Here is a 25,958-nt window from a genome sequence, read left to right as displayed (position 1 = left end):
GCGAATCGCTTCGAAGCGGCGCGCTCGGCGCCCTGTCGAAACGGCGCTTTCCGGTCGTTGTTACGAGCCTGCCGAACGGGTTCACCGAACAGTGTTTCGATCAGGCGCGTGGGTACGCGGCGCGCGAACCCGACCTCACCGGAGACCCGACCTCACCGGAGAGCGGAGTACGCGGAGGAGGAGAGCGATGGACCGCACCGTGGGGCCCGAGCGGCCGCACCAGGAGAGCAAGGAGAGCGCGGTCGGCCGGACCGCCCGAGAGGATGTGCAGCACGGCGCAAGCGTCGTCCGGGAGAAGGGACAGGACGTCGCGGGCACGGTCCGGGAAGGCGCCGGGCAGGTGCTCCAGGAGACCACCGACCAGGGCCGGGACCTCTACAAGCGGTTCGTGGAGCAGGCCTCGGAGGAGTCCGGCGCGCAGGTGCGGCGGTTGTCCTCCACCGTCCGCCACCTGGTCGAGGACCTGCAGCACATGAGCGAGAGCGCCAAACCGGAGTCGCCCGTCGCCTCGTTGGTGCAGCAGATGGCCGAGCGCGGGCACGTGCTCGCCGACCGGCTCGACCGGCAAGGGCCCGGTGAACTGCTCGAGGACGTGCGGGACTTCGCACGGCGGCGTCCGGGGCTGTTCCTCGCCGGTGCGGCGCTGGCCGGTTTCGCCGTATCCCGTCTGGGGCGGGGCGTCACCGCGGCCAACGGCGCACCCGACGAGTCCGGCGCCGAGGAGCGGGCCGGGGCCGCGCGGCAGTCCCTGCCCGAGGCCGGGCCGCAGCCCGAAGCGCAGGACGGTCCGGAAGCCGAGCAGTCCGCACGGCCCCATGAACCGCCCCCGACGCACCCGACCCATCCGCCCGTGCCCCAACGGCCCGAGAGGAGGTGACGACCGTGGCACCCCGGCCCGCCCAGCGGTCCCAGCCTTCCCAGGACCGGCCCGAGAACGCACCCGCACCCCTGCCGGAGCAGCGTGCGGAGGCGTCCGTCGGGGATCTGATCGGTGACATCACCAGTGACCTGTCGCGGCTCGTGCGCAACGAGCTGGAGCTGGCCAAGACGGAGGTGAAGGAGGAGGCCGGGAAAGCCGGCAAGGCCGCGGGGCTGTACGGCGGCGCGGGCTATGCCGCCGGGCTGGCACTGCTGCTGGGCAGTCTCGCGGCCGTGTACGGTCTGCGGCACCTCATCGACCTGGCCTGGGCGGCTTTGATCGTCACCGCGGTGTGGGCCGTCATCGGCTCGGCACTGTACGCCGCCGGCCGCCGGCGGATGCGCGCGGTGCAGCTGACGCCCGAACGGTCCCTGGACTCGTTGAAGGAGGACGCCAAATGGGCACGACACCCGACCGGCTGAGGCAGGACACCGACACCACCCGCGCGCACCTGGCGCAGACCGCGGACCAGCTCGCCGAGCGGGTCAGCCCGCCCCGGGTGGTACGCCGTCAGGCACACGCCGCACGGCATCGCCTCGGCTCGATCAAGGAGCGGGTGATGGGCACCGTCCAGTCCGCCGCCCCCTCCCCTTCCCAGCTCGGTGACACCGTGCACGACACCGCCGAGCAGCTCGGGCAGCAGGCGCGCCAGGCTCCCGAGCAGCTGCGCCGGCAGGCCGAGGGCAATCCCCTCGCCGCGGGGCTGATCGCGTTCGGGACCGGCCTGCTCGTCGGATCGCTGTTCCCGGCGACCCCCGCCGAGGAGCGCATGGGACAGCGTGTCCGGGAGCGCTCAGGGGAGCTTGTCGAGCCCGCGAAGGAGACGCTGCGCGAGAGCGCGCAGGAGATCACGGAGGAACTGCGCGAGCCCGCCCGGCAGGCCGCCTCCTCCGTGAAGGACACCGCGCAGGAGGCCGCGCGGTCCACCACCCGGCAGGCGCGCCAGTCCGGTCAGGAGGGGGCCCAGGAACTGCGCCGCACCGGCGAGCACACCGCCGAGGAGGCCCGGAACCGAGCCAAGGGCTCCTGAGCTCCTGAACTCCTGAGCGAGCACCGGCCCCGCCTTCCGTCGAAGCGGTGGTGTCCGGGTGGCCGCCGAACAGCGTGTCCGGCGGCCACCCGCGTCCGCCGTGGCCGTGCACGGCCACGGCGGACGCGGCAGCACAGTGATGTTCTGCTGCCGAAGAGCAGACGCACCCACTGCCGAACAGCGCCAGTCGCGCCCCACGGTCCTGCGCACGGTGTCCCTGGTTCGGTCCGCGAGCGCGGCGACCGGCCCCGGCACCGCGTTCGCCGCGGCCGATCCCACTCCGGGGTGGGGACGGGGACGGTCGAGGCCTGTGCAGTCCTGATCCCCTTGAGCATGTGTCCTTCGACGGAGGCCGCGCGATGCTCATGCGGCGCGATGCTCATGCGGCTCGCTGCCACGCAGTCGCGCCTGGCCTGCCCGCACGGCGGTTGTTGATGGACGGCACGATGGTGTGCTGTGCCGTCGCGAGGACCGCGCGGCCGGTGTGCTTGCCGTCGTACAGGGCGGCGTCGGCAGCTCGTTGCAACGTGGCCAGGTCGTAGGCGGCCACCGTGTCCGGGGCCGCGGCGCCGGCCGAGGCGGCGACGTCGACGGTGCGACCGTCGTCCAGGACGACCGGGGTGTGCAGCATGCGGACAAGCTGCCGCAGACGGTGCGCGCGGCGGTCGGCGGGCAGCTCCAGAACCACGGCGAACTCGTCACCGCCCAGTCTGCCGACGGCGGCGCGCGGTCCTGCCCACGCCGTGAGCCTGGCGCCGAAGGCGGCGAGGACGGTGTCTCCGGCCGCGTGCCCGAGCTGGTCGTTGATCTGTTTGAAGTGATCGGCGTCCACCATGACCACGGTGGCGTCGTCGCCGTGGCGGGCCAGGAGCCGCCGGGCCCGGGCGGTGTAGGCCTCGCGCCGCAGCAGTCCGGTGAGCGGATCCTTGCGGGCGGCGTCCAGCCGACGGCGCACGCGCATGTCGTCGGCGAGCAGGGCCAGAGCCAGCGGCACGGCGGCCGCCGTGAAGACGAGCGTGCGCGGGTAGGGTCGTAAGCCGGTGGTGACAGGCATGATGGACTCTCCGTTCTCGTCCGGTGGGCGGGGCAAAGGGGAGAGGCGCACTCCCACCTGTCCAGGGCCGTGGAGTGCGCCTCTTGCTGTGTCGTGGCCCAGTGTCCGAGTGTGCCCCGAGACACGGGAGCATACTGGGCACTGCGGTCGACGTGGCGAAAAGGCGGCAGTACTCGGGGCCGCCGCTCACCCCTGCCCCGTCGCCGCGTTCGCAGGTGCCCGGGACCGCTCGGGGGTGAGCGTGTCGCGGGCGCCGTAATCCGCTCGATCGCGCGGCGCGGCCGGACGCAGTTCACCTCGGCGATACCGGGCAGCACGCGAACGCGAGCGGTACGACCGTCACCTGTCCTGAACACGCGGATCCTGTCCCCGCCCGCCCTCCCCCGGTACGTCCGGAACGCGGTGCGGGCACGCCGGCGACCACGAGTACGGAAACAGCTGCCCGGTGCCGCTCGGCAGCCACGAACGGACTCGTGAGCCACACCCGCACGGTTCGGCCTCACCACCGCGCCCATGTCCAGCGGCGACGCCCGCGTCCGTGGCCTCATCCGTTGTCCGGCCCCGTACTGCACCGCCCACCTCGGACCGAGCCCCGGGAGGATTCTGTGCGTCTGCTGAACGCGGCGCGTTTTCCCTCTACAGCGGTGTCGGTGGCCGCCATTCCCGGTCGAGGATGGCGTGCACGACGGAGTCGCGCCACTGGCCGGCCTTCAGGACGTGTTCGCGGATCACGCCCTCTTCGACCATGCCGGCGGCGGCCATGGTCTTGGCGGAGGCTTCGTTGAGGGGTGACCGGGCGCCCCAGATGCGGTGGAGCTTCAGGTCTTCGAATCCGACGCCCAGCAGAAGTCGCACCGTTTCGGTGCCGTAGCCGGCTCCCCAGACGTGTGGGTGCAGTGCGAAGCCCATCGTGGCCGCGCGTTGCTGGTGGGGGTCGGTGGCCAGGCGGCCGAACCCGATCAGTTCGTCGGTGTCCCGCTCGACGACGGCCAGGGCGTACTCGGTGCGCGGTGTCGCGGTGGCTGATTCGATGGAGCGGGCCACGATCTGGCCGACTTGTTCGCGGGTGCGTGGCTCGAAGGACAGGTGTTCTGTCGCCTTGGCGCTGCCGTAGATGGCGAATACCGCTTCTACGTCGTCGGTGGTGAGTTCGCGAAGACCGAGGCGTGCGGTGGACCGTTTGACCGGATACATGCCCGGACTCTACCCACGGGGCAGCGCAGGTCGGCTGACGGGGAACGCCTCGATCTCTGCGCGAAGGTCCCGGGCCGCGGCGGCGGTGTGGGCGGGGCTGCTCATCAGGGCGTGCCGGACGCGCAGCGCGGAGACGACGATGCCGTTGTTGCGATGGGAGGTGGGCAGGTCCAGGACCGGGCGGATTGCTTCTGCCGCACCGTCCACGTCTCCGCTGAAGAGGCGGATGAGGGCCAGGTCGCACTGCGATCCCGCGAGGTCGCCGAAGGCCCAGTTGGGGGCGCTGGGGTCGCTGAAGTCCTGTACGGCTTGTTCCGCCTGCGCGGCGAGTTGCGGGTTGCCGTGTCCGAGGAGCGCTTCGGATTCCACGGTGTAGTAGAGCTGTTTCTCCGGGGCGTAGGTGAACAGGCCGCCGAGACGGTCCAGATCGTCGGGAACGACGCGTTCGCGTCGGTCGGCGGCCTGCTGGTTGGCGGCGTGTACGGTCTCCGCGTCCCCCAGCACCGCGGCGGCGCGGGCCTGCAGGCCAAGAAGCCACAGTCCTACGGTTCCCCGCAGGTCGGCGGCGGTGGCGGCGCCTTGGCCGGCGTAGTGGTAGGCGTCTTCGGGTTTGTCGGCCCAGTAGGCGATGAGCGATTTGAGGCCGTCGCTGAGGGCGATGAGTCCGGGGTGTTCGGCATCCCTTGCGCAGGAGGCGGCGACCCGGGTCATGGTCATGGCCTGGTGCGGGGTCTCCATGTCGTTGAAGCCCTTGGCCACGAGGAAGGACAGCACGGCGGCCTTGATGTTGAGGTCGCGCAGTTGTGACGGCCGGACCCGGCCGCCCTCCAGGAGGCGGAAGACCTGCTCCTGGGTGTCCAGCAGGTCGTCCCAGAGCGTTGACAGGGGCTGTCGTGGATATGCGGTGACCAGGCGTGTCACCTCGTCGTCGAGCAGGCCGAGCGTGTCGTCGCCCACTGTCTCGCGGTCCTTGCCCAGGAGGAACTCCTTCGCGCGTCGCACAGCCATCGTGCCCGTCCTTTTCATCTCGTTCAGATCCACGTCGGCGTCGGCGTGGGGTGCAGTCGGTGACGTTCCGGTCAGCGGTGCGAAGGCCGGTGTGGTGCCCTCGGGGACGTCGGTCCACAGGTCGTCGATGCTGTAGCCGAGCATTTCGACGATGACCGGCCGGAAGGGCCTTTGCGGTTTCCGGCCGCTGTAGAGCCACCCTTCGACGGTCTTCGGAGCCGGTTCGGTATTCGTCAGACCGAGCCGTGCGGCTGCTGCCCTGTACTGCGGGAGGAAGTCGTCGGGGGTCCGTACCCCGCGCTGTTCGAGGGTGTGTCGGAAGAACAACACGGTCGTCTCCCACTCCGTCCGCCGGCACGTCACTGCTTCGACGGTAGGGTGCGCTCCCCCTCATGGGGTCTTTTATGGACGGTACTGACCGCTTTGAGGTCTGTCCGAGGAGAAAGAGAGGGGAACCGCCAATTTGGTTGCACAAGCAGAGGGCGGTTTGGGGGTGGATCCGACCGCACGTGGTTGCAACGCTCGTACCAGCCTTCGCCGAGAGTGCATGACCAAGTGCAGTCGTGAACCAGGGAGTTCCTGCATGCCCTCCAAAGACGCCGGTACCAGCACCTTGATGGAGATGCCCCCTCCCCCGTCCGTAGGGAGGCCGGACTCCGCTCTGCCGGCCTTCTGCATAGCGCTCCGGTCCCAGGCTCCGTACGTCAAGGCCGCACGGCGCGCGGCCAGGGCGTGGGTGCTGCGGTGGTGTGCGATGCCGGAGGATCAGGCGGATGTGCTCGTCCTGGTCCTGTCCGAGCTGTGCACCAACGCGGTCGTGCACGGTCGGCACGACTCCTATGAGCTCAGGGGGTGGATGTCCGCGCAGGACGAGGTGTGTCTCGAAGTCAACGACCACTCGCCCTCGCCGATCCCTGTCCCTCGGCACGCGGGCTCCGAGTGCGAGAACGGGCGCGGCCTGCTTCTCGTGGACGTTCTGATCGAGCAGATGGGCGGTGCGTGGGGGTTCAGCGAGGACGGCGCCCGGGCCTGGTGCCGCGTCCCCCTGAAACCGCCAGGATGGCGCTCAGGCCGCACGCTCCTTCGGTAGTCGTGCCCTCAATGGTGCGCAGCTGTCTCGTCTCCAGAGCAACGGTCTCTGCCCGCAGATCAGTCCCACCCTCCGGTCGGCAGGTACTGAGCGTCGGCACGGGCACGGATCCGACCGCATCCGTGTGACCACCCACGCAAGACACGACGTCCTCGACACCTCCCCGCCAGGGGCGGGCTTGATCGGCTGCTTCGCTGAAAGGAACACCGGCCCGCTACCGGCCCTACGGCACAGCCTGCAGCACTCGACAGACTCGTCGAGCTGTCGCCATCCGCCCGAGTACAGGCGTCCGCGCCGCCAGGCGGCAGCGGCTGAATCATCGACCATCCTTCGTGCACAAGGAGCGCTCTGTGGGGTACACCCGGACCGGCTGGTCTCAGCACTACACCGACGGCCACGGATTTCGGACGCTCGGCGAGGAAGAGAAGATCCTGCTCACCCGGCACGTCCCGGCCCCCGAGGAGGGCAGGGCCCTGGAGGTGTGCTGTGGCACCGGGGAGCTCGCCGTCTTCCTGAACGACCGGGGGTACTCCGTCGACGCGGTGGACTTCGCCGAGGGTGCCCTCGCACGCGCCCGCGCGGAGCACCCCGGCGTGGACGGGGTGCGCTGGCTGTGTCTGGACATTGAGCACGATGATCTCGGCGTACTGACCGAGGGCGGCTACGACCTGATCACCATGCGGTTGTCCGTCGCGTTCGTCCGCGACCGCTCGCGTGTCCTGCGCCGTCTGGCCGCGCGTCTGCGCGCGGGCGGGGCGCTGGTCGTCATCACCCCCACCGTGGCGAACACGCCGGAAAAGCGGCGCGACATCGCCCTGGACGAGGACGAGCTCACTCTGCTCGGCGAGGGGTTCGAGTCGGTCGAGCGGTTCGACGCGGCAGGTCTGGCGGTGCTGGTGCTGCGTGATCCGGGCGGCTCGTTCACGGTCGTGGAGGAGGCGCGGCTCGAGCCGCAGGCGGCCTTCGGTGCCGCGGTGGTTGTCACCGATCCGTCGGGGCGGGTTCTGCTGGGCCGCTCCGTCCAGGGCAGGTGGGAGGTGCCCGGCGGCCGGATCCAGGCGGGTGAGTCCGCGCAGGCCGCCGCCGTCCGGGAGCTGACCGGGCAGACCGGGCTCACGGCCGACGAGGATGACGCGCATGTGCCGGCCCTGCTGCACGACGACCGCTCGGACGTGCCCCGCGTCCGCGCCGTGGTCCGTATCGCCGGCTTCGACGGCGGACTCACCTTGCCCGAGCCACATCGCTTCCCCCGCTGGGAGTGGCACGATCTGCACACGCTGGCATCCCTGGGAAACATCTGCGCGCCCTCTGCGCAGGCCCTGAACGCCGTGTGGCCCGGAGTGCTCCCCGGGCTGGATCCCGTCCGCTCCTACCCGTGCGTCGCCGCTTTCTCGCCGGTGCCGGGCGAGCCGGCCGAGGCCGCGCGTCTGCGCGCACGCATGGCGGACACGGTGATCGCCGAGGGCTGGGCGCCCTCCGAGCGGGTTCAGGCCGCGCTGCGCGCGGTGCCCCGGCACCGTTTCGTCCCCGAGGCACCGCTGGAGACCGCCTATGACGACAACCTCGCCGTGGTGACGGTGCGGGACGCCGCGCGGAGCGCGGTCAGCTCCGTCTCGGCGGCCTGGCTGCAGGCCGACATGATCGAACAGCTGCGCCTGGAGCCGGGCATGACCGTGCTGGAGGTCGGCTCCGGCGGCTACAACGCGGAGTTGCTCGCGCACGTCCTCGCCGACCGCGGCCGGGTGGTCACCGTGGACCTCGACCCGTATGTGGTGCAGCGCACCAGGCGGCTGTGCGCGGAGGCCGGCAGCGGCCGGGTCACGGCCGTCCTGGGCGACGGCCGTCTCGGTGCGCCCGGCCATGTCCCCTCGGACGGGTTCGACGGCGTGGTGATCACCCACAACGCGGCGGACATCGCCCCGGCCTGGCGGGAGCAGCTCGCCCAGGGCGGGCGGCTGGTCGTACCGCTGGGGATGGGCGGCTACACACGCTCCGTCACGCTGGAGCACCGCGGCGACGTCCTGCGCGCCGTGCACTGGACGTACTGCGGTTTCGTACGGGACCGCGGCGCCGCCGCCCGTACCGCCGCGGCCGTCCCTCTGGCCGACGGCGCTGTCACGGTGCGGTGGGAGGAGGGGGTGCCCGGTGACGCCCGCGGGCTGGCGGAGGCCCTGCGCGGACCGCGGCACGAGCGCGCCACCGGCGTCGTCCTCCCCGGCCAGTACAGCTTCGAAACCCTGCAGATCTACGCCGCGACCACCCTGCAGGAGTTCTGTCGCCTGTCCGCGCCGAAAGGGTCCGAGTCGGTGGTGGAGCAGGACGCCGCCGCGATTGCCGTCGACGGCTCCCTGGCCTACCTGACCCACATCAAGATTCACGATGCGCCCAAGCCTGCCGACCGCCGCTACGAGTTCCGTATCCACGCCTACGGGCCTGCCGGCCCGGAATTGGCCGAGCGGTTCACCGCATGCGTGCGGGACTGGGACCAGCACGTACGCGAGAGCGGTTACCCGCCTATGACCGTCCACCCGGCCGGCACTCCCGACGACCGGCTGCCGCCCGGCGACGTGCTCGACAAGCCCGCTTCCCGACTGGTTCTGCGGTGGCCCGGCAGGACACCGGCCGGGCCGCAGGCCCTGCTCCCGGCGGGGGATCAGCGGGCTTGATTCCGCTGCCCTGGCGGCAGTGGTCTGCCCGGGTCCGATGAAGTCCGAGGTGTCCGGAGATCCCGGGACGTCTTGGCTCGACTCCGAAGCTCAGACTGGCCGACGCGCTTCGCATCACCCCGCGGGAGCCGAGCGCAGACGCCGCGGACCTGCCGCCCGGCCTGAGGCGGACCGGGCGGCATCCACACTTCACCGAACGGGGCGTCCAGGAATGCCGGTCGCTGCTGTCCACATCGTCCGAACCGGTGCCCGCAGGCCGGTTTCCGGACCTGTCGGCGGTCCGGCTCGCTCCGTCCGGTGCGGAACAGGTCAACGCACGAGAGCCGGTCGGAACCAGTGGCAGGGGCCGCCCGGCCCATCCCTCCGGCCGCCGTGAAGAGCAGACTGTAGGTGTCGGTACCACGGCACGGGAAAACGCCCACCGCGGTGCGACAACCGTTCCGGCCCCACGGAGGACGCCATGTACGGCAATCCGCCTCTCGTCGGCGACGTCATGACACGCAAGGTCGTCGCGCTCACCCCCGACGCGGCCTTCAAGGACATCGTCAGGGCCATGCGGCAGTGGAAGGTCAGCGCCCTTCCCGTGCTGGAGGACGGAAACAAGGTCGTGGGTATCGTCTCCGAGGCCGATCTGCTGCTCAAGGAGCAGTTTCGCGGAGGAGACCCGCTTCGTTCCCTCCCCCGGGCCCGCTCGGCGGACGAGGCGCCCGTCCCGCAACCGGACCGGCTGTCCGACCTTGCCAAGATCGGCGCAGTGACCGCGGAGGAACTGATGACCACTCCGGCCGTCACCGTCCCCGAGAACACACCCGTGGCCCAGGCCGCCCGGATCATGGCCCATGCCCGGATCAAACGACTGCCCGTCGTCGGTGACAACCGCACGCTGCTGGGCATCGTCAGCCGCTCCGACCTGCTCCGGGTGTTCGAACGGAACGACGAGGACATCGCGCAGGAGATCCGCCACAAGGTCGTCGCCCATCTGTTCCCCGCGCCGCTGGAGCCGATCCGGGTACAGGTGCGCGACGGGGTCGTGCACCTCACCGGACGCGTCCGCAACACCGCCCTCGTGCCCGTCGCCGCATGGCTGGCATACGGCGTCTGGGGAGTCGTCGACGTGGACTGCGCCCTGACGGGACCGCCTCGTCATCAAGAACTCGACCCCGGTTTCGCCGAGGAGCCGACCACGCGGTCCGGGGGAGCGAAGAACACCGTCTGACGTGACACGGCACATGGGGGCGCGTTCGTGCCGAGCGCACGGTGCGCCGGGGTCCCTGCGGACCGGACATCTCTCACCCCCGCTTCGCGCAAGAAGGTGACAAGCGATGGCCACAACCTCCCGTACCGTGCAGAGGCGGGTGTGGCTGTGGCGGTGGAGGAACAATCCCCTTCGGCGCCGCAGCGACCGGGCGGAGGCCTGGGTCATCTTGTGCGCATGGCTGTTCGCGCCTCTGGCCGGCGTGTTCGCGGGACAGACGACGGCGGGAGCGGTGGGGCACGATCTGACCGAACGCCGAGCCCGGGTGTCGGCCGTGCGGGCGGTCCTGACCGAGAACGCGGTGACGACCCCGCAGACGGCTCCCGGGTACACCGAGAGCGTGGCGTGGGCCACGGTACGCTGGACGGCCGCCGACGGTTCCCCGCACACGGGCCCGGCGAAGGTCGAGCCCGGCACGAAGACGGGCGCACAGGTCACCGTATGGGCCGACCGTGCGGACAAGCTGGTGTCCCGGCCTCTCACCGCGTCCCAGGCCCGGTGGGAGGCAGCGCTCTTCGGCGCGCTGGCCGGGTCGGGGACCGCGGGCGGTGTGCTGGTGGGCGGACGTGTGGTGCGCATACGTCTGGACCGGCAGCGCATGGCGCGGTGGGACCGGGAGTGGGAGCAGGTCGGTCCCCGCTGGCGCAGGACGACCGGCTGACACGGCCCTTCGGCCCCCTGCCCTTGCGCGGGCAGCGCTTTTCGCGGGCGCGGTCAGCAGATGCGCGGCAGCTGCTCGCCGAGCGGCATGTCCACGATGCGCCGCGCACCGACCAGCGTGCGCAGCGTCACCCGGCCGCGGGGACCGTGGGCGAGCACTTCACCGATGCGGACCGCCTGGCGCCCCTCGGGGGTCGACCGCATGGCGTCGAGCGCCGCGTCCGCCGCCCCGGGGGCGACGAAGGCGACCAGACAGCCCTCGTTGGCGACGACCAAGGGGTCAAGACCGAGCAGGTCGCAGGCGGCGGCGACCTGCTGCGGCACCGGTACGGCGCTCTCCTCGATCTCGACGGCCACGGACGCGTCGCGGGCGATCTCGTTCAGGGCCGCGGCGAGCCCGCCGCGGGTGGGGTCGCGCAAGGTGTGCAGGTGCCGGCCGAGCGGCTCCAGGGCGCGTACCAGCCGGTGCAGGGGGCGGGTGTCGGAGGCGATGTCGCTCTCGAAGCCGAGCCCCTCGCGGGTGGAGAGCACCGTGGTGCCGTGCAGGCCCACGGGACCGGAGAGCAGCACCGCGTCACCGGGCCGGGCCAGCGCGGCGGACGGCCGCAGCGCGCCCGGACGCTGCCCGACACCGGTGGTGGTGACGAACACCTTGTCCACGGCCCCGCGCCCGACGACCTTGGTGTCGCCCGTGACGACGGGCACCTCCGCGGCGCGGGCGGCCTTGCCCAGCGACTGCACCACGGCCCGCAGGTCGGACAGCGGCAGCCCTTCCTCCAGGACCAGGGCGACGGACAGGGCCACGGGCCAGGCCCCGCGCATGGCCAGGTCGTTGACGGTGCCGTGCACCGCGAGGGAGCCGATGTCGCCGCCGGGGAAGAACAGCGGGCTGACGACGAAGCTGTCGGTGCTCATCACCAGTTCCGGATGGCCGGGCAGCAGTGCCGCGTCCTCCAGCGGGCCGCCGTGGCCGTCGAGGGCCGGGAGCACGAGCGTGTCCAGGAGCTCGGCGCTCAGCCGGCCTCCGGAACCGTGCCCGAGCAGGACGAGTTCTTCCTCGCGGCGGGGAGCGGGACACTGCGACGTCATCGTGCCGGCACCTCCCGCGCCTGCTTCGTGCGGCCGGCGGCGTGGAACGCCGCGCAGGTGCCCTCGGCGGAGACCATCGGCGCGCCGAGCGGGTGGCGGGGGGTGCACCGGGTGCCGTACGCCGTGCAGTCGGTGGGCAGGCGGGCACCGGTGAGGACGGCTCCGGCGATGCACTCGGGGTCCTCGGCCGTGTGCGGCGTGCCGGTGCCGAACCGGCGCACGGCGTCGAACCGGGCGTAGGGGCCGGCCAGTTCCAAGCCGCTGCCGGGCAGCCGGCCGATGCCGCGCCAGGCCCGGTCGGTGGTCCGGAAGACCTCGTTCACGGCGTCCTGGGCGGCGGTGTTGCCGCTGCGGTGCACCGCGCGCACGTACTGGTTCTCGACCTCGTGACGGCCCGACTCCAGTTGCCGTACGGCCATGAGGATGCCGTCCAGCAGGTCGAGCGGTTCGAATCCGGTGACGACGACCGGCACCCGGTAGCGGGCGGCGATCGGCTCGTACTCGCGCCAGCCCATGACCGCGCACACGTGCCCGGCCGCGAGGAAGGCCTGCACCTCGCAGTCGGGGTCGTCCAGCAGCGCGGTCATCGCCGGCGGCACCAGGACGTGACTGACCAGCAGGAAGAAGTTCGTCAGCCCCAGCCGCGCGGCGTGCAGGACGGCCATCGCGTTGGCGGGGGCGGTGGTCTCGAAGCCGACGGCGAGGAAGACCACGTCGCGCTGCGGGTGCCGCCGGGCGAGCCGGACGGCGTCCATCGGCGTGTAGACGACCCGTACGTCCGCGCCGCGCGCCCGCAGGGAGAGCAGGTCGGTGCCGGAACCGGGCACGCGCAGCATGTCACCGAAGCTGGTGAAGATCACATCCGGCCGGGCCGCGATGTCCATCGCCCGGTCCAGGGTCTGCAGCGGAGTGACGCACACCGGGCAGCCCGGGCCGTGGATCATGCGCATGCCCGCGGGCAGCAGCGCGTCGATGCCCTGCCGGACCAGGGTGTGGGTCTGCCCGCCGCAGACCTCCATGATCCGCCAGGGGCGCGTCGCGGTGCGGCGCAGCTCCTCCAGGAGCCGCCGCGCCAGCGCCGGGTCGCGGTACTCGTCCAGGTACCTCACCGCTCCTCCGCCCCGGCGCCCGAAAGGCGGCAGTCGACGTCGACCACGCCCTCCACGCCTCGCACCAGACGGACGAGCAGGGGAATCAAGGTGGCGTCCCGGATCCTCCCGGTGAGGGTGACGACGCCGTCGGTGACGGTGACGGCGACGGGTTCGACGGGGGCGGGGAAGATGATGTCGCGCGTGATCTCGTCGGCGATGTCGGCGTCCGGCCGCAGGAACACCTTCAGCAGGTCCGAGCGGCTGACGACGCCTTCGAGCAGGCCCTCGTCGTTGACGACCGGAAGCCGCTTGATCTTGCGCCGGGCCATGATGCGGGCGGCCTGGGGCAGGGTGCTGCGGGCGTGGACCGTGACGGCCGGCGAGCTCATCAGTCCTTCGGCGGTCACAGCCGACGCCTTGGCCAGGTCGGGGAGCCGGTCGAGCTGCGCGTAGTCCGTATCGCTGTCACGGAACCCCTCCTTGGGCAGCAGATCGGCCTCGGAGACGACGCCGATCACCCGGCCCTCGCCCTCCAGTACGGGCAGGGAGCTGACCTTCCACTCCTCCATGAGCTGGACGATGTCCTTGAAGGACGCGTCACGGCCGACGGCGACGGCGGTGTGCGTCATCACGTCGCTCACGATGTGCGGGCTGTCGGGCACGGTCCCCTCCCCTGGTGTCGGGTGCGGTCGATGGTGAGGTCGAGGAAGTGGGCGGAGCACGAGATGCACGGGTCGTGGTTGCGGATGACCCGTTCGCACAGGTGCGTCAGCCCGTCGTCGCTCAGCGCCTGCCCGGCGAGGGCCGACTGGGCGGCCCGGCGCAGGTCGTCCTCGATGGCGCCCTGGTTCTGCGCGGTGGGGGGTACGAGCCGCACGTCGGTGACGGTGCCCTCGCCGTCCAGCCGGTAGCGGTGGTACAGCAGACCGCGCGGTGCCTCCGTCGCGCCGTGGCCGGTGCCCTCGGCGGGCGGGACGGGGACGTACGGGCGGGGCGGGGGCTCGTAGGCGTCGATGATGCGCAGTGCCTCCTCGACCGCGTACACCACCTCGACGGCCCGTACGAGGACCGAGCGGTAGGGGTTGCGGCACACGCTGTCCTGTCCCGGGGTGGCGAGTCCGGCCTCCCGGGCCGCCTCCAGCGCCGTGGGCGACAGCGCGTGCCCGCTGATCGCGAACCGGGCGAGCGGCCCGGTGAGGTGGCGCCGCCCGTCGAGCCGTGCGTGCAGGGCGGTGGAGTGCGGCACCTGTTCCTCGCGCACGTGGTCCAGGAAGGCCCGCACGGGGAACGCGGTCCGCGCGCCGTCCGGGCGCAGCGCGGTCGGCGTGCCCTCCTCGACGGCGTACGTCCCGGGCGCGGCCAGGGCCAGGAAGTCGGCGTCCACGGAGGCGTCCGGGAAGTCGAAGCCGGCCGCCCAGCGCACGGTCTCCCGGGCATCGTCGGCCGCGCGGCGCAACCGCTCCGCCAGCGGGCGCAGTTCGAACGGGGCGGGGGTGCGGTAGAAGCCGCCGATGCGCACGTTGACGGGGTGGACGGCGCGTCCGCCGAGAAGGTCGAGGACCGCGTTGCCCGCCTGCTTGAGCCTGAGCCCCCGCTCCACCGCGGCGCGCTGGGTGCGGGCGAGGTCGACGGCGCCGGCGCAGCCGAAGAAGTCGGGAGCGTGCAGCAGGTGGATGTGCAGGGCGTGGCTCTCGATCCACTCGCCGCAGTACAGCAGCCTGCGCAGTTCGCGCAACGGCCGGTCGACGGTGACGCCGCAGGCGTCCTCGATCGCCGCGCAGGCACTCATCTGGTAGGCCACCGGGCAGATGCCGCACACCCGGGCCGTGATGTCGGGCGGCTCGGTGTACGCGCGGCCGCGCAGGAACGCCTCGAAGAAGCGCGGCGGCTCGTAGATGCTCAGCCGGGCCTCCCGCACCACGTCGCCGTCGACGCGCAGGTGCAGCGCTCCCTCGCCCTCCACCCGGGCGAGCGAGGCGACCTTGAGGACACGGCTTCCGCGGTGGCTCACGACCGGTGCTCCCTGCTCTCCGTGTGCTCGCCGTTCCCCGTGTGCTTGCTCTGCTCCGCGGCGAAGGCGGTGGCGTTGAAGGTGCGCAGGAAGCGCTCGGTGTCGCGCTCGTCCATGCCGTCCCGGCGCAGCAGCGGGATCAGCGCGGGCAGGTTCACCGACCCGGACGGTCCGAAGCAGCCGTAGCAGCCGCGCCCGTAGGCCGGGCAGATCGCCCCGCACCCGGCGTGGGTGACCGGCCCGAGGCAGGGGGTGCCGTGGGCGACGGTGACGCAGACCGTGCCGCGGCGCTTGCACTCGAAGCACACGCTGTGATCGGGCACGTCCGGTTTGCGTCCCGCCAGATGCGCGGTGATCACCTCGAGAAGCCGGCCGCGGTCGATCGGGCAGCCGCGCAGTTCGAAGTCGACGTCGACGTGGGCCGACACCGGGGTCGACGTGGCCAGGGTGTCGACGTACTCGGGCCGGGCGTAGACGGTGCGGCGGAACTCCTCGACGTCGGCGAAGTCGCGCAGCGCCTGGATGCCGCCGGCGGTGGCGCACGCGCCGATGGTCACCAGACGGCGGGACTGCGCGCGGATCTCCCGGATCCGCGCGGCGTCGGCGGGCGTGGTGATGGAACCTTCGACGAGGGAGAGGTCGTAAGGGCCCGGCTCGACCGCGCTGGAAGCCTCCAGGAAGTGAGCGATCTCCACCTGCCCGGCGAGGGTGAGGAGCTCGTCCTCGCAGTCCAGAAGCGTGAGCTGGCAGCCGTCGCAGGACGCCAGTTTGAACACCGCGAGCTTCGGCGCGCTCATGTCACAGCTCCCTCACGGACGTCAGCGAGCAGGCCCGGTCCCAGCCGACGACCGGTCCGTCCCTGCAGAGCAGGACCCCGCCCAGCTGGCAGTGGCCGCAGTGGCCGGTGGCGCAGCGCACGTTGCGTTCCAGCGACACCCGGATGCGGTGGGCGGGGAGGCCGCGGTGGAGCAGGTCGCGGGCGGTGGCGCGGATCATCACCTCGGGTCCGCAGACACAGGCCGTGGTGTGGCGGGGATCGAATGCCGCGCTGTTCAGCAGGGTGGTCACGACGCCGACGTGGCCGCGCCAGGCGGGAGTGGGGCGGTCGACGGTGACCGCGCAGTGCAGAGGTCCGTGGACCGTGCTCCAGGCACGGATCTGGTCCGCGTAGACGAGGTCGTCGGCGGTGCGGGCGCCGACGAGGAGGTTCAGCCGCCCGTAGCGGCGCGGTTCGGCCAGCGCGGCGAGCACCACAGGACGCAGCGGGGCCAGACCGATGCCACCCGCGACGACCAGCAGGTCCTGTCCGGCGGCCAGGCCCTGCCCGGCGGCGCGGACGAGTTCCCATCCCGTGCCGAACGGTCCGCGCAACCCGACGCGGTCGCCCGGCCGCAGCGCGCACAGCGCGGCCGAGACGGCTCCGACCGAGCGGACGGTGTGGACGAGCTGGTGGCGGTGGATACGGGACACCGAGACGGGGATCTCCCCGACCCCGAAGGCGTACACCATGGCGAACTGCCCCGGCCAAAAGCGCGCGAGGCCCGCCGGGCCGGCCGGGGCGAGGGTGAGGCTGACCGTGTCGGCCGTCTCCTCGCGCACCCGGGTCACCCGGTACGGCACGGGGACGCCGGTCATGGCTGCCCGCCGCTGCCGTAGGGGGCGTACAGGTCGAGCAGCCGGGTGCGGGCCGCGTGCAGCCGGTGGGCCAGCACGTGCCCCACCCACAGGGCGATCGCGCGGCCGAACTCGGGATGCTCCTCGCACAGGGCACGCACGGCCCCCGCGTCGAACTCGTACGCCCGCACCGGGCTCATGGCCTCGGCGCCCAGCTGCCACTGATAAGGCGCGAAGTGCCAGGACCAGCCGACCAGTTCACCGCGTCCCAAGGTCTCGACGACGGCGGCCCTGCGGCCGGGTACGTGCAGGTCCAGGGCGACGGTCCCGGTCCGCACGATCCAGAACCGGTCGGCGCGCCGCCCCTCCTCGAACAGCCGGGTGCCCGCCTCGAAGGAGACCTCGCGGGCGAGCCGCATCAACCGCGCGCGGTGCTCGGCCGCAAGAGCGGTGGACATCGTGAGGGTGGAGGTCATCGCTGCGTCTCCTCTGCGTCCTGTCGCCGCAGGCGGTCGGCGAGTTCGTCGTGCAGGGCAGCGGCCTCCTCGGTGATGTCGATGCCGACCGGACACCAGGTGATGCAGCGTCCGCACCCCACGCAGCCGGAGCTGCCGAACTGGTCGTACCAGGTGGACAGCTTGTGGGTGAGCCACTGCCGGTAGCGGCTGCGCGCCGAGGCGCGCACCGGGCCGCCGTGCAGATACGAGAAGTCCAGGTCGAAACAGGAGTCCCAGCGCTGCCAGCGCTCGGCGTGGTCACCGGTGAGGTCGGAGACGTCCTCGGTGGTGGTGCAGAAGCAGGTGGGGCAGACCATGGTGCAGTTGCCGCAGGTCAGACAGCGGGCGGCGACATCGTCCCAGCGGTCGGCCTCCAGCGTGCCGCCCAGGAGGGTGCGCAGGTCGACGGGCGGCATGGACCGCCCCATGCGCTCCCGGGCGGCGTCCACCGCGTTCCGGGCGGTCGAAGCGGTCTCCTCGTCGGCCACCCGGCGGGGCACGCGGGACAGGACCGCCTCTCCGGCCGCGCTGCCCACGCGGACGAGGAAGCGATGGCCCGCGTCGTCCACGATCTCGGTCAGCGCCAGGTCGAAGCCCGCCTCGGCGGCCGGACCGCTGCCCATGGAGACACAGAAGCAGGTGGCACCGGGTTCGGTGCACTCCGCAGCGATCAGGAACGCCCCCTCCCGCCGCCGGCGGTAACCGTCGTCCCGGTAATAACCGCCGGTCAGCACATTGTCCTGGACGGCGATAGCGCGCAGGTCACAAGGACGCACGCCCAAGAAGGCGTACGACGGCCGCACAGGACGCTCGGCGGCGAACGACACCCGCCCGTCGGCCGCGCGGTCCGCGCTCCACAGCTTCTCGCGCTGCGGATGCAGGAACGCCTTCCAGGACTGCGGCCCCGCGGTGTGCGCGAAGGCGGCACCGTCCGCGCGCGGCACGAGGCGGTAGCGGCCCGCCTCCACCTCGGAGCCCCAGCCGAAGGGCAGTTGCCCCGCCGCCGTGAGCTCGTCCAGGACCACGGCGCCGTCGCGCACCGTCGGACCGACGACGGTGCGCCCCTCGGCGCGCAACGCCTCCACCAGGGCGTCGAGTCCGTTCCTGTCCAGGACCGCGGTCGCGGGGCTGCTGCTCATCGTTCCCCTCCGGAAAGTGCCGCGGGGCTTGTGCGGAAACACTGTGGGGCCGGAAACACTGTGGGGTCTCTGTCTCCAGCATGCGCGACGCCCTTGTAGGGCACCACGGGCCGCACGGACTCGACCCCGGGCCCTTCGGCCCCATCCCTGGGAGCGACTTCGGTCCGTTACGCGTGCGACCTCGACGAAACGGGCTTCAGCGCCCGTCCGCCGAGCCGTCCGGTCCGCGCGTGCGGGTCGGCAGCGGCTCCCCCAGTTCACTGCGCACCGCCTCGCCCATCGCGCGCAGCACCTCCAGCGTGCGTTCGGCCTCCGCCTCGTCGACCTCGGTGATGGCGAAGCCCACGTGGACGATGACGTAGGTGCCGGCCTCCGCCGCGGGCGTGTACGCCAGACACACCTCGCGCCGTACGCCACCGAAGTCCACCGTGCCCGTCCGCACGCCGTCGCTGTCGGCGACGTCGACGATCCGGCCGGGAATCCCCAGGCACATCGCGCTCAGCGCTCCTTCTCCCTCGCGAGCAGGGCGGACGCCACCGCCACCTGCCCGTAGCTGATGCCCGCGTCGTTCACCGGAACCGCGTGGCCTGTCAGAACGCGCAGGTCCTGGGCGCGCAGCAGGCGTTCGACGTCGGTCAGCAGACGGCGGTTCTGGAAGCAGCCGCCGCCCAGGCACACCGTGCGCGGGGCGCCGGCGGCGACCGCACGTTCCACCAGTGCGGCGGTGACCTCGGCGACGGTGGAGTGGAACGCGGCGGCGAGCCGGCCGACCGCGACGTCGTCGGCGACCCCTTCGAGGAGTGCGGTGAGCGTGGGGGCGGGGTCGTACACCCACAGACCGTCCGTCCGGGTCAGCCGCCAGGGCAGCGCACCGGTGCGCAGGCCGCCGGCCGCGCTCTCCAGGGCGACGGCCGCCTGCCCTTCGTAGGACACCGTGTCCCCCAGGCCGAGCAGGCCGGCCACGGCGTCGAACAACCGTCCCGCACTGGAGGCCCGGGGGCAGTTGACGCCGCGTTCCACCATGCGGCAGACCGTCTCCGTCTCCCGCGCGTCCAGACGGTCGGTGAACGGCCGGGCCTGCCAGGCGGCGGGACGCGGTGCGCCCAGCGCCTCCAGTCCGTGGAGATAACCGAGCGCCATCCGGGTCGGACGGCGGACGGCGGCCTCGCCGCCGGGCAGGGGCGCCCGTGCGAACCGTCCCACGCGCCGGTAGCCGGCCAGGTCCGCGACGAGGACTTCGCCTCCCCAGAGTGTGCCGTCGTCGCCGGCCCCCAGGCCGTCGTAGGCGACGCCCACGAACGGTTCGGCCAGTGCGTGTTCGGCCGCCACGGCCGCGACGTGCGCGTGGTGGTGCTGGACGGCGATCCGGCGTTCGACGGGCAGGCCCCGGGCCCACTGGGTGGACAGGTAACCGGGGTGGAGATCGTGCGCCACCGCGCGGGGACGGATTCCGGTCAGGCGCGAGAGGTCCGCGAACGAGGCCCGGAACGCCTCGTGGGTGGCCGCGCTCGCCAGGTCGCCTGTGTGCGTCCCGATGTGGGCCCGATCGTGCTCGGCCAGGGTGAAGGTGTGCTTGAGCTGGGCCCCGGCCCCCGCCAGGGAAAGGGGTGCGGGAACGGGAAGTGCGAGAGGGGCTGGTGCGTAGCCGCGGGCCCGGCGGAGCGTGAGGCTCCTGCGGCCGAGGACGTGGACGACGGAGTCGTCGTAGCGGGCGTGGATGGGCCGGTCGTGGGTCAGGAATCCGTCGGCGACCGCGCCGAGTGCCCGCCGGGCCTCGTCGTCGTCGACGGCGATGGGCTCGCCGGCGAGGTTGCCGCTGGTGACGATCAAGGGGCGGTCCAGCCCGCGCAGGAGCAGGTGGTGCAGTGCGGTGGTGGGGAGGAAGAGGCCCGCACGGCGGGTTCCCGGCTGTACCTGGGGAGCGAGCCGCACCGCCCGGGCGCGGGTGCGCCGCCGGTCCCCGGCCGGCTCGTGGACGCCTCGTGCCCGCAGCAGCACCACGGGGTGCGCCGGCGAGGTCAGGACGTCACGCTCGGTGCGGCCGATGTACGCCAGCCGTCGCGCGGTCGCGAGATCGCGCACCATGACGGCGAACGGTTTGTCGGGCCTGTGCTTGCGCCTGCGCAGCTCGCTCACCGCCTCCGCGCTGGTGGCGTCGCACACCAGTTGAAAACCGCCGAGTCCCTTCACCGCGATGACGCCGCCCGCCGCGACGGCTGCGACCGCTGCCCGCAGTGCCTTCTCCCCGGTCAGGTCGGACCAGGTGAGATGCGGGCCGCAGGCCGGACACGCCAGCGGTTCGGCGTGGAAGCGCCGGTCGGCGGGGTCGGCGTACTCGGCCGCACACGCCGGGCACAGCGGGAAGCGCCGCATGGTGGTCCTCACGCGGTCGTAGGGCAGGTCCTCGATCAAGGTGGCCCGCGGACCGCAGTCGGCACAGTTGACGAACGGGTAGCGGTAGCGGCGGTCCGCGGGGTCGAACAGCTCCCGCAGGCAGGCGTCGCAGACGGCCGCGTCCGGCGGGACCTCGCGGGGACCGTCGCACGGACGGGCCCGGCTCGGGCGTACCGTGAACCCGCGCCCCACCGGTGTTCTGTCGCCGTGCTCGTCCCCCACCACCACGTGGCGGACGACGGCGAGCGGCGGCACCGGCGCACGGATCCCCGCCACCAGCGCACGCACCGTCTCCGCAGGGCCGCAGACGCTCACCTCCACGTGTCCGTCGACGTTCGACACCCAGCCGTCGAGGCCGAGTGCGGTCGCCGTCCGGTGCACGTAGGGGCGGAAGCCGACCCCCTGGACCCGTCCGAACACCCGTATACGCCGCGCGATGCGCCCGCTCACGGCACGTCCTTCCGGTGAGCACGGCCGATGTCGGCCACACAGTGTGCGATGTCCGCCTCCACTTCCCGGACGAGGCTCTCGACCCGCGCCGCGACCGCGTCCGACAGCCCCCGGCCCACCGTGCTGTCGGCGCCTTCGACCGCGTACACCACGAGCCGGTGCGGCAGCCGCCCGAGGACGCCGGACAGCTCCACGGCATCACCGAGCTCCAGACCGTGGGAGCTCGTGGCCGCCGGCCACTGCGGCAGCACGTCGTCCAGGGCGAGCCGGTGGACGCGTCCGGGGCTGGGCGGTCGGGTGCGGGCCGCGTCGACGACGACAGCGAGATCGGCGCCCTTCCACAGTTCCATCAGACGGACCGGGTCGCCGTCGCACATCGCCGGCACCGTCTCCCACGGCAGGGAGCGGCCGGCCATCCGTTCCTCCAGACGTGCGACGACGGCCCACCCCACACCGTCGTCGTGCCGGAACTCGTTTCCCACACCGATGACCACGATCCGCTGGGCGCGGGCCATCTCCGCCTCCCCCGTCTCCCCGGTCCGCAACGCCCGTCATCATCGACACGTGCCGATGCGCGCGGACACGGGCCGAACGTCCCTTACGGGGACCGGATCGCCCCTCCTGCCTCCGGCCGGAGGGTGCGACGGTGGAGCAGGACAGCCCCTTTTGCTGCACAGCGGTGCAGCCCGGCGGAAGGTGGTTGAACCGTGACCGGTCTGCCCCTGGTCGTGGGTGTCGACGGATCGGACTCCAGCCTGACCGCGGTCGACTGGGCGGTGGACGAGGCCGCCCGGCACGGTGTGCCGCTCCGGCTGGTGTACGCCTCCCTGTGGGAACGCTACGAAGGGGTCGTCCCCTCCCACGGCTCCGACCGGCCGTCCGAGAAAGTGCTGGCGGACAACATCATCGGTGTCGCCACCGAGCGTGCCCGACGACGCGTCGCGGATGTGGGAGTGACCGGTGAGGTACGGGCCGACGACGCGGTCTCCGCTCTGCTGCGCGAAGGCGACAATGCCTTCGCGCTGGTGACCGGATCGAGGGGACGCGGCGAGCTGAAGGGCCTGCTGCTGGGCTCGGTCGGTCTGGCCGTGGCCGCCCGGGCGTACTGTCCGGTCGTCGTGGTCCGCGGCGACAAGGCCGCGCTGACCGGCTCCCACGAACGAATCCTGCTGGGGGCCGGCGCCCCTGACACCAGTGGTGAGGCGGTCCGTTTCGCCTTCCGCGAAGCCCAGGCGCGTACCTGCACGCTCGACGTGGTCCGCGCCTGGCGCTGCCCCGCGCACGAGAGCGCCGATCACCCGCTGCTGACCGCGGGAGTGGACCGGGAGCACGAGCAGCGGGCCTCCGCCCTGCTCGACGACCTGCTGCGCGAAGCGACGGTCGAGCGCCCCGGTGTCCGGGTACGCCGTGCCACGGCCGAAGGGCCGGCGCGCATCGTGCTGCTGAGGCGCACGGCCGCCGCGGACCTCGCGGTCATCGGCGCGCGCCGCAGGCGGGGTCACCTGGGCCTGCAGCTCGGCCGGGTGGCGCACACGCTGCTGCACCATGCGGACTGCCCGGTCGCGGTCGTGCCGCAGCGGGACTGATCCCGGCGAGCCGCCGGCTCCGGACGGCTCGTCCGACCGGCTGTGGCCGCAGTGCACCCGTATGCGTGCGGGGAGAGGCTCCGCGACCGTCGCCACCGTCCCACTGATCGGCCTCACGGCCCCCACGCGCATCGTCTGCGAGCCCCGGCCCGGGCGGCGTACACGCCCACGGGAGCGGTTCGAGGAAGGAAGCACCACGGTGACGGGCTGGACCTGGGAGTACGAGAGCTACCTCCCCGAGCAGGAGCGTGTGAGGGAAGCGCTGTGCACGCTGGGGAACGGCTGCTTCGCCACCCGGGGAGCCCTGCCCGAATGCACCGCGGACGACGTCCACTACCCGGGTACCTATGCGGCCGGCTGCTACGACCGGCTCACCTCGGCGGTGGCGGGGCGCCGGGTCGAGAACGAGGACCTCGTCAACCTTCCGAACTGGCTGCCGCTGCGCTACCGCCTCACCGGGCGACCCTGGCTCACGCCGGACACGGGAACGGTGCTCGACCACCGGCAGACCCTCCACCTCTCGTCGGGTCTGCTGGAACGCCGGACGCTGTACGGCATCGGCCAGGGGCGCACGCTGTGCGTGCGCCAGCGGCGCCTGGTGCACATGGCCGACCCGCACCTGGCCGCCCTGCGTACCGAGTTCACGGCCGAGGGGTTCACCGGCGGACTGGAGGTCCAAGCGGCACTCGACGGGGGCGTCACCAATGACGGTGTACCGCGCTACCGCGACCTGGACGGCCGCCATCTGACCCACGTGCACACCGGTTCCGCCGCCCGAAACCTGGTATGGCTGCGCTGCCGCACGCGCACCTCGGACATCCGCATCGCCCTGGCGGCCCGGCTGACGGCCGGCGCACCCGTCGCCGCCCGCCACGTCTTTCCTCGCGCGGTCCAGCGTGTCCGGCTGCGCCTGCCGCCCGGCCGCACCGTCACCGTCGACAAGACGGTCGCGCTGCACTCCTCTCGCGACCCCGCGATCAGCGACCCGCTGCGTGCGGCGGTCGACCGGGTGGGAGACGCCCCCGGCTTCGACGAGCTGCTGCGCAGCCACCGCACCGCCTGGGAGCAGCTCTGGCGCCGGGCCGAACTGGAGGTTCCCGGGGACGCCGGCCGCATCCTGCGACTGCACCTCTTCCACGTCCTGCAGACGCTCTCGCCCCACACCGCCGACCTGGACGTGGGGGTGCCCGCCCGGGGACTGCACGGAGAGGCCTACCGCGGGCACGTCTTCTGGGACGAACTGTTCGTCCTGCCCTACCTCGACCTGCACTTCCCCGAGGTCTCCCGCGCCCTGCTCTGCTACCGCCACCGGCGCCTGGAGCGCGCCTGCGCATCGGCCCGCGCGCTCGGCCGCCGAGGGGCGCTGTATCCGTGGCAGAGCGGCAGCGACGGACGCGAGGAGACCCAGGAACTGCACCTCAACCCCCGCTCCGGACGCTGGCTGCCCGATCACTCCCGGCTCCAGCACCACGTCGGCTCGGCGATCGCGTACAACGTGTGGCAGTACTGCCAGGCCAGCGGGGACACCGAGTTCCTGCACACCAAGGGCGCCGAGATGATGCTGCAGATCGCCCGCTTCTGGGCGGACTCGGCGGCCTACGACGGCCGTCTGCGGCGCTACCGCATCCGCGGCGTGGTCGGCCCCGACGAATACCACGACGCCTACCCCGGCGCGCGGCGGCCCGGCATCGACGACAACGCCTACACCAACGTCACCGCCGCATGGGTGCTCGCCCGCGCCCTGACCGTACTGCGTGCCCTGCCCGAACCCCGCCGACGCGAACTCCTGGAACGCACCGAGCTGCACGACGAGGAACTCCGGCAGTGGGAGGACGTCTCCCGCACCCTCCACGTCCCCTTCCACGACGGCCTGATCAGCCAGTTCGACGGGTACGGCGATCTCGCCGAACTCGACTGGGACGGCTACCGCGAGCAGTACGGCGACATCCGGCGTCTCGACCGCATCCTGGAGGCCGAGGGCGACACCGTCAACCGCTACCAGGCCTCGAAACAAGCCGACGTGCTGATGCTGGGGTACCTCTTCTCCCCCCGCGAACTCCGCTCCCTCTTCGTCCGCCTGGGCTACGACCTCAGCGAGAAGGCATGGCGGCGCACCGTCGACCACTATCTCTGCCGCACCTCCCACGGATCCACCCTCAGCGGCCTGGTCCACGGCTGGGTCCTGGCCCGCGCCCGACGCGGCGAGGCATGGACGTTCTGCCAGGAGGCGCTGCGCGGCGACATCGCCGACGTACAGGGCGGCACCACCGAAGAGGGCATCCACCTCGGTGCCATGGCCGGCACGCTCGACCTCGTCCAGCGCGGACTGCCCGGACTCGAGACCCGCGGCGAAGCACTCTGGCTCGACCCCGTTCCGCTGCCGGAACTGTCCTCCTACACGTTCGCCCTGCGCTACCGAGGCCACTGGGGCGTCAGGCTGCGACTGGAACGGGGAGCGTTGGAGATCATCGTGCCGTCGTCCGACCGGTGCCCCGTCGACGTCCGGCTGCGGGACCGCACCGTCTGCATCCAGCCGGGGGAGACGTCCCGGCTGATCCTCACCCGGTGAGCAGCCGCCCGACGCACCCGGTCCCACAGGACCGGGCCCGTCCTTCGGCCGCCTCCGCGCAAACGGCACCGCCGACCGGCCGCGCCCGCACGGGTCGAACGGCCCCGAGCCGGTCCATGCCGGCAACCGGTATTCCGGCCAGGACCGGGGCGACCGCCGCCTGCCGGGGCCTGGCCGTCGCGGTCACGCCGGTCGTGGCCGTCGGTTGCCGCGTACAGGCCCACCGGATCGGCGGTTCCGGAGCGGAAGCCGTCTGGCACGACGGATTCTCCGGCACCCCCGGTGGGCGAGTGCAGCGGGCCGGACCGCGGGAGACGGTTCTCCACACCCCGCCGGCGCCAGGGCGACGGCGGCGCGGGCCGCTGCCTGCCAGTGCCGCGGAGCCGGTGAGAAGGCGGGCGCACGTCGTGTGGCGCTGCGGTAGGCGGAGATGCCCAGGGCGAGCGGCCAGTAGTCGAGGACCGCACCCATGAGGGCGGTGGTGCCCCAGCCGTTCGCCGCGTAGAAGCGTATGGGGTCGTTGCCGAAGAACAGGGAGGGTACGAACACCAGGTCGGTCCCTGCCAGCACGAAGGCGGAGCGGCTGGTCCGGTCATCGCTCAGGAGCGGCCGACAGGCGCGAACGGTGCGGAGCGCCCCTTG

23 protein-coding genes and 1 pseudogene are annotated in these 25,958 nt (G+C 72.5%); 9 read left to right on the top strand and 15 right to left on the bottom strand.

The features are described from left to right. Positions 1 to 187: 187 nt before the first annotated feature. From IE271_RS11940 to IE271_RS11930, 3 genes are read left to right on the top strand one after another with little or no spacing between them, the layout of a single operon-like run. Positions 188 to 877 carry a hypothetical protein gene (locus IE271_RS11940; RefSeq protein ID WP_190190230.1) on the top strand — a complete coding sequence of 230 codons (690 nt, stop codon included), beginning with the start codon at positions 188 to 190 and terminating at the stop codon, positions 875 to 877. Between the two features lie 5 nt (positions 878 to 882). Continuing rightward, positions 883 to 1,341, top strand: a complete 459-nt coding sequence (locus IE271_RS11935) for a phage holin family protein (RefSeq protein WP_229919275.1) — start codon at positions 883 to 885, stop codon at positions 1,339 to 1,341. Continuing rightward, positions 1,317 to 1,949 carry a DUF3618 domain-containing protein gene (locus IE271_RS11930; protein ID WP_190190229.1) on the top strand — a complete coding sequence of 211 codons (633 nt, stop codon included), beginning with the start codon at positions 1,317 to 1,319 and terminating at the stop codon, positions 1,947 to 1,949. Before IE271_RS11935 ends, IE271_RS11930 begins: the two co-directional genes overlap by 25 nt. 379 nt (positions 1,950 to 2,328) lie before the next feature. Here IE271_RS11930 and IE271_RS11925 read toward each other — a convergent pair whose 3' ends face one another. The 3 genes from IE271_RS11925 to IE271_RS11915 all read right to left on the bottom strand — a co-directional run bounded on the left by IE271_RS11925 (position 2,329) and on the right by IE271_RS11915 (position 5,535). Then, complete coding sequence (locus IE271_RS11925) at positions 2,329 to 3,003, bottom strand: GGDEF domain-containing protein (RefSeq protein WP_190190228.1); 675 nt, start codon at positions 3,001 to 3,003, stop codon at positions 2,329 to 2,331. A 636-nt stretch (positions 3,004 to 3,639) separates the two neighbouring features. Beyond that, the gene (locus tag IE271_RS11920; RefSeq protein ID WP_190190227.1) at positions 3,640 to 4,197 is read right to left on the bottom strand and encodes a GNAT family N-acetyltransferase; all 558 of its coding nucleotides are present in this window, start codon (positions 4,195 to 4,197) and stop codon (positions 3,640 to 3,642) included. A gap of 9 nt (positions 4,198 to 4,206) precedes the next feature. After that, positions 4,207 to 5,535 carry a hypothetical protein gene (locus IE271_RS11915; RefSeq protein WP_229919274.1) on the bottom strand — a complete coding sequence of 443 codons (1,329 nt, stop codon included), beginning with the start codon at positions 5,533 to 5,535 and terminating at the stop codon, positions 4,207 to 4,209. 217 nt (positions 5,536 to 5,752) lie between these two features. On the opposite strand from IE271_RS11915, the gene IE271_RS11910 reads away from it, so the two are divergent. The 4 genes from IE271_RS11910 (at position 5,753) to IE271_RS11895 (ending at position 10,877) form a co-directional block, all read left to right on the top strand. Continuing rightward, entirely contained in the window at positions 5,753 to 6,295 is a 543-nt protein-coding gene (locus IE271_RS11910; protein ID WP_308435175.1) for an ATP-binding protein, read from the top strand. 350 nt (positions 6,296 to 6,645) lie between these two features. Then, the gene (gene fxlM, locus IE271_RS11905; protein WP_190190225.1) at positions 6,646 to 8,961 is read left to right on the top strand and encodes a methyltransferase, FxLD system; all 2,316 of its coding nucleotides are present in this window, start codon (positions 6,646 to 6,648) and stop codon (positions 8,959 to 8,961) included. 460 nt (positions 8,962 to 9,421) lie between these two features. Beyond that, on the top strand, positions 9,422 to 10,177 hold the full coding sequence (locus tag IE271_RS11900; RefSeq protein WP_190190224.1) for a CBS domain-containing protein: 756 nt from the start codon (positions 9,422 to 9,424) through the stop codon (positions 10,175 to 10,177). 106 nt (positions 10,178 to 10,283) lie between these two features. Then, complete coding sequence (locus IE271_RS11895; RefSeq protein WP_190190223.1) at positions 10,284 to 10,877, top strand: Rv1733c family protein; 594 nt, start codon at positions 10,284 to 10,286, stop codon at positions 10,875 to 10,877. A 53-nt stretch (positions 10,878 to 10,930) separates the two neighbouring features. Here the strand turns inward: IE271_RS11895 and hypE are convergent, their stop codons facing one another. The 11 genes from hypE to IE271_RS11840 form a co-directional block, all read right to left on the bottom strand. Further along, entirely contained in the window at positions 10,931 to 11,965 is a 1,035-nt protein-coding gene (gene hypE / locus IE271_RS11890) for a hydrogenase expression/formation protein HypE (protein WP_190190222.1), read from the bottom strand. Beyond that, on the bottom strand, positions 11,962 to 13,074 hold the full coding sequence (hypD, locus tag IE271_RS11885) for a hydrogenase formation protein HypD (protein ID WP_190190221.1): 1,113 nt from the start codon (positions 13,072 to 13,074) through the stop codon (positions 11,962 to 11,964). Before hypD ends, hypE begins: the two co-directional genes overlap by 4 nt. Beyond that, positions 13,071 to 13,718, bottom strand: a complete 648-nt coding sequence (locus tag IE271_RS11880) for a CBS domain-containing protein (RefSeq protein WP_229919272.1) — start codon at positions 13,716 to 13,718, stop codon at positions 13,071 to 13,073. Before IE271_RS11880 ends, hypD begins: the two co-directional genes overlap by 4 nt. Next, complete coding sequence (locus IE271_RS11875) at positions 13,694 to 15,067, bottom strand: Ni/Fe hydrogenase subunit alpha (protein WP_190190220.1); 1,374 nt, start codon at positions 15,065 to 15,067, stop codon at positions 13,694 to 13,696. Before IE271_RS11875 ends, IE271_RS11880 begins: the two co-directional genes overlap by 25 nt. Then, positions 15,064 to 15,864, bottom strand: coding sequence for an NADH-quinone oxidoreductase subunit B family protein (locus IE271_RS11870; RefSeq protein WP_190190219.1), 801 nt, complete (start codon positions 15,862 to 15,864; stop codon positions 15,064 to 15,066). The genes IE271_RS11875 and IE271_RS11870 overlap by 4 nt, the downstream gene beginning before the upstream one ends. A 1-nt stretch (position 15,865) precedes the next feature. Continuing rightward, positions 15,866 to 16,702 (bottom strand): FAD/NAD(P)-binding protein, encoded by an 837-nt coding sequence (locus IE271_RS11865; protein WP_190190218.1) that lies wholly within the window; start codon positions 16,700 to 16,702, stop codon positions 15,866 to 15,868. Continuing rightward, the gene (locus IE271_RS11860) at positions 16,699 to 17,157 is read right to left on the bottom strand and encodes a Crp/Fnr family transcriptional regulator (protein ID WP_190190217.1); all 459 of its coding nucleotides are present in this window, start codon (positions 17,155 to 17,157) and stop codon (positions 16,699 to 16,701) included. Before IE271_RS11860 ends, IE271_RS11865 begins: the two co-directional genes overlap by 4 nt. Then, entirely contained in the window at positions 17,154 to 18,317 is a 1,164-nt protein-coding gene (locus IE271_RS11855; RefSeq protein WP_190190216.1) for a 4Fe-4S dicluster domain-containing protein, read from the bottom strand. The genes IE271_RS11860 and IE271_RS11855 overlap by 4 nt, the downstream gene beginning before the upstream one ends. A 196-nt stretch (positions 18,318 to 18,513) precedes the next feature. Further along, the gene (locus tag IE271_RS11850; protein ID WP_190190215.1) at positions 18,514 to 18,810 is read right to left on the bottom strand and encodes a HypC/HybG/HupF family hydrogenase formation chaperone; all 297 of its coding nucleotides are present in this window, start codon (positions 18,808 to 18,810) and stop codon (positions 18,514 to 18,516) included. A 5-nt stretch (positions 18,811 to 18,815) separates the two neighbouring features. Next, positions 18,816 to 21,161, bottom strand: a complete 2,346-nt coding sequence (hypF, locus tag IE271_RS11845) for a carbamoyltransferase HypF (protein ID WP_190190214.1) — start codon at positions 21,159 to 21,161, stop codon at positions 18,816 to 18,818. Beyond that, entirely contained in the window at positions 21,158 to 21,676 is a 519-nt protein-coding gene (locus IE271_RS11840; protein WP_190190213.1) for a hydrogenase maturation protease, read from the bottom strand. Before IE271_RS11840 ends, hypF begins: the two co-directional genes overlap by 4 nt. A gap of 192 nt (positions 21,677 to 21,868) precedes the next feature. Between IE271_RS11840 and IE271_RS11835 the strand changes: the two genes are divergently transcribed. Both IE271_RS11835 and IE271_RS11830 read left to right on the top strand, forming a co-directional pair. Next, entirely contained in the window at positions 21,869 to 22,747 is an 879-nt protein-coding gene (locus IE271_RS11835; protein WP_190190212.1) for a universal stress protein, read from the top strand. A 199-nt stretch (positions 22,748 to 22,946) separates the two neighbouring features. Further along, positions 22,947 to 25,316 carry a glycoside hydrolase family 65 protein gene (locus tag IE271_RS11830; protein ID WP_190190211.1) on the top strand — a complete coding sequence of 790 codons (2,370 nt, stop codon included), beginning with the start codon at positions 22,947 to 22,949 and terminating at the stop codon, positions 25,314 to 25,316. 393 nt (positions 25,317 to 25,709) lie between these two features. Here IE271_RS11830 and IE271_RS41900 read toward each other — a convergent pair. Next, a pseudogene (locus IE271_RS41900) lies at positions 25,710 to 25,904 on the bottom strand (hypothetical protein); the annotation flags it as partial. Between the last annotated feature and the right edge of the window lie 54 nt (positions 25,905 to 25,958).

It is taken from the genome of Streptomyces minutiscleroticus (assembly GCF_014650875.1).
GTDB lineage: Bacteria > Actinomycetota > Actinomycetes > Streptomycetales > Streptomycetaceae > Streptomyces > Streptomyces minutiscleroticus.
The sequence above is the reverse complement of the archived record's forward strand: the minus strand, read 5'-3'. Positions and strand labels throughout refer to the sequence as shown.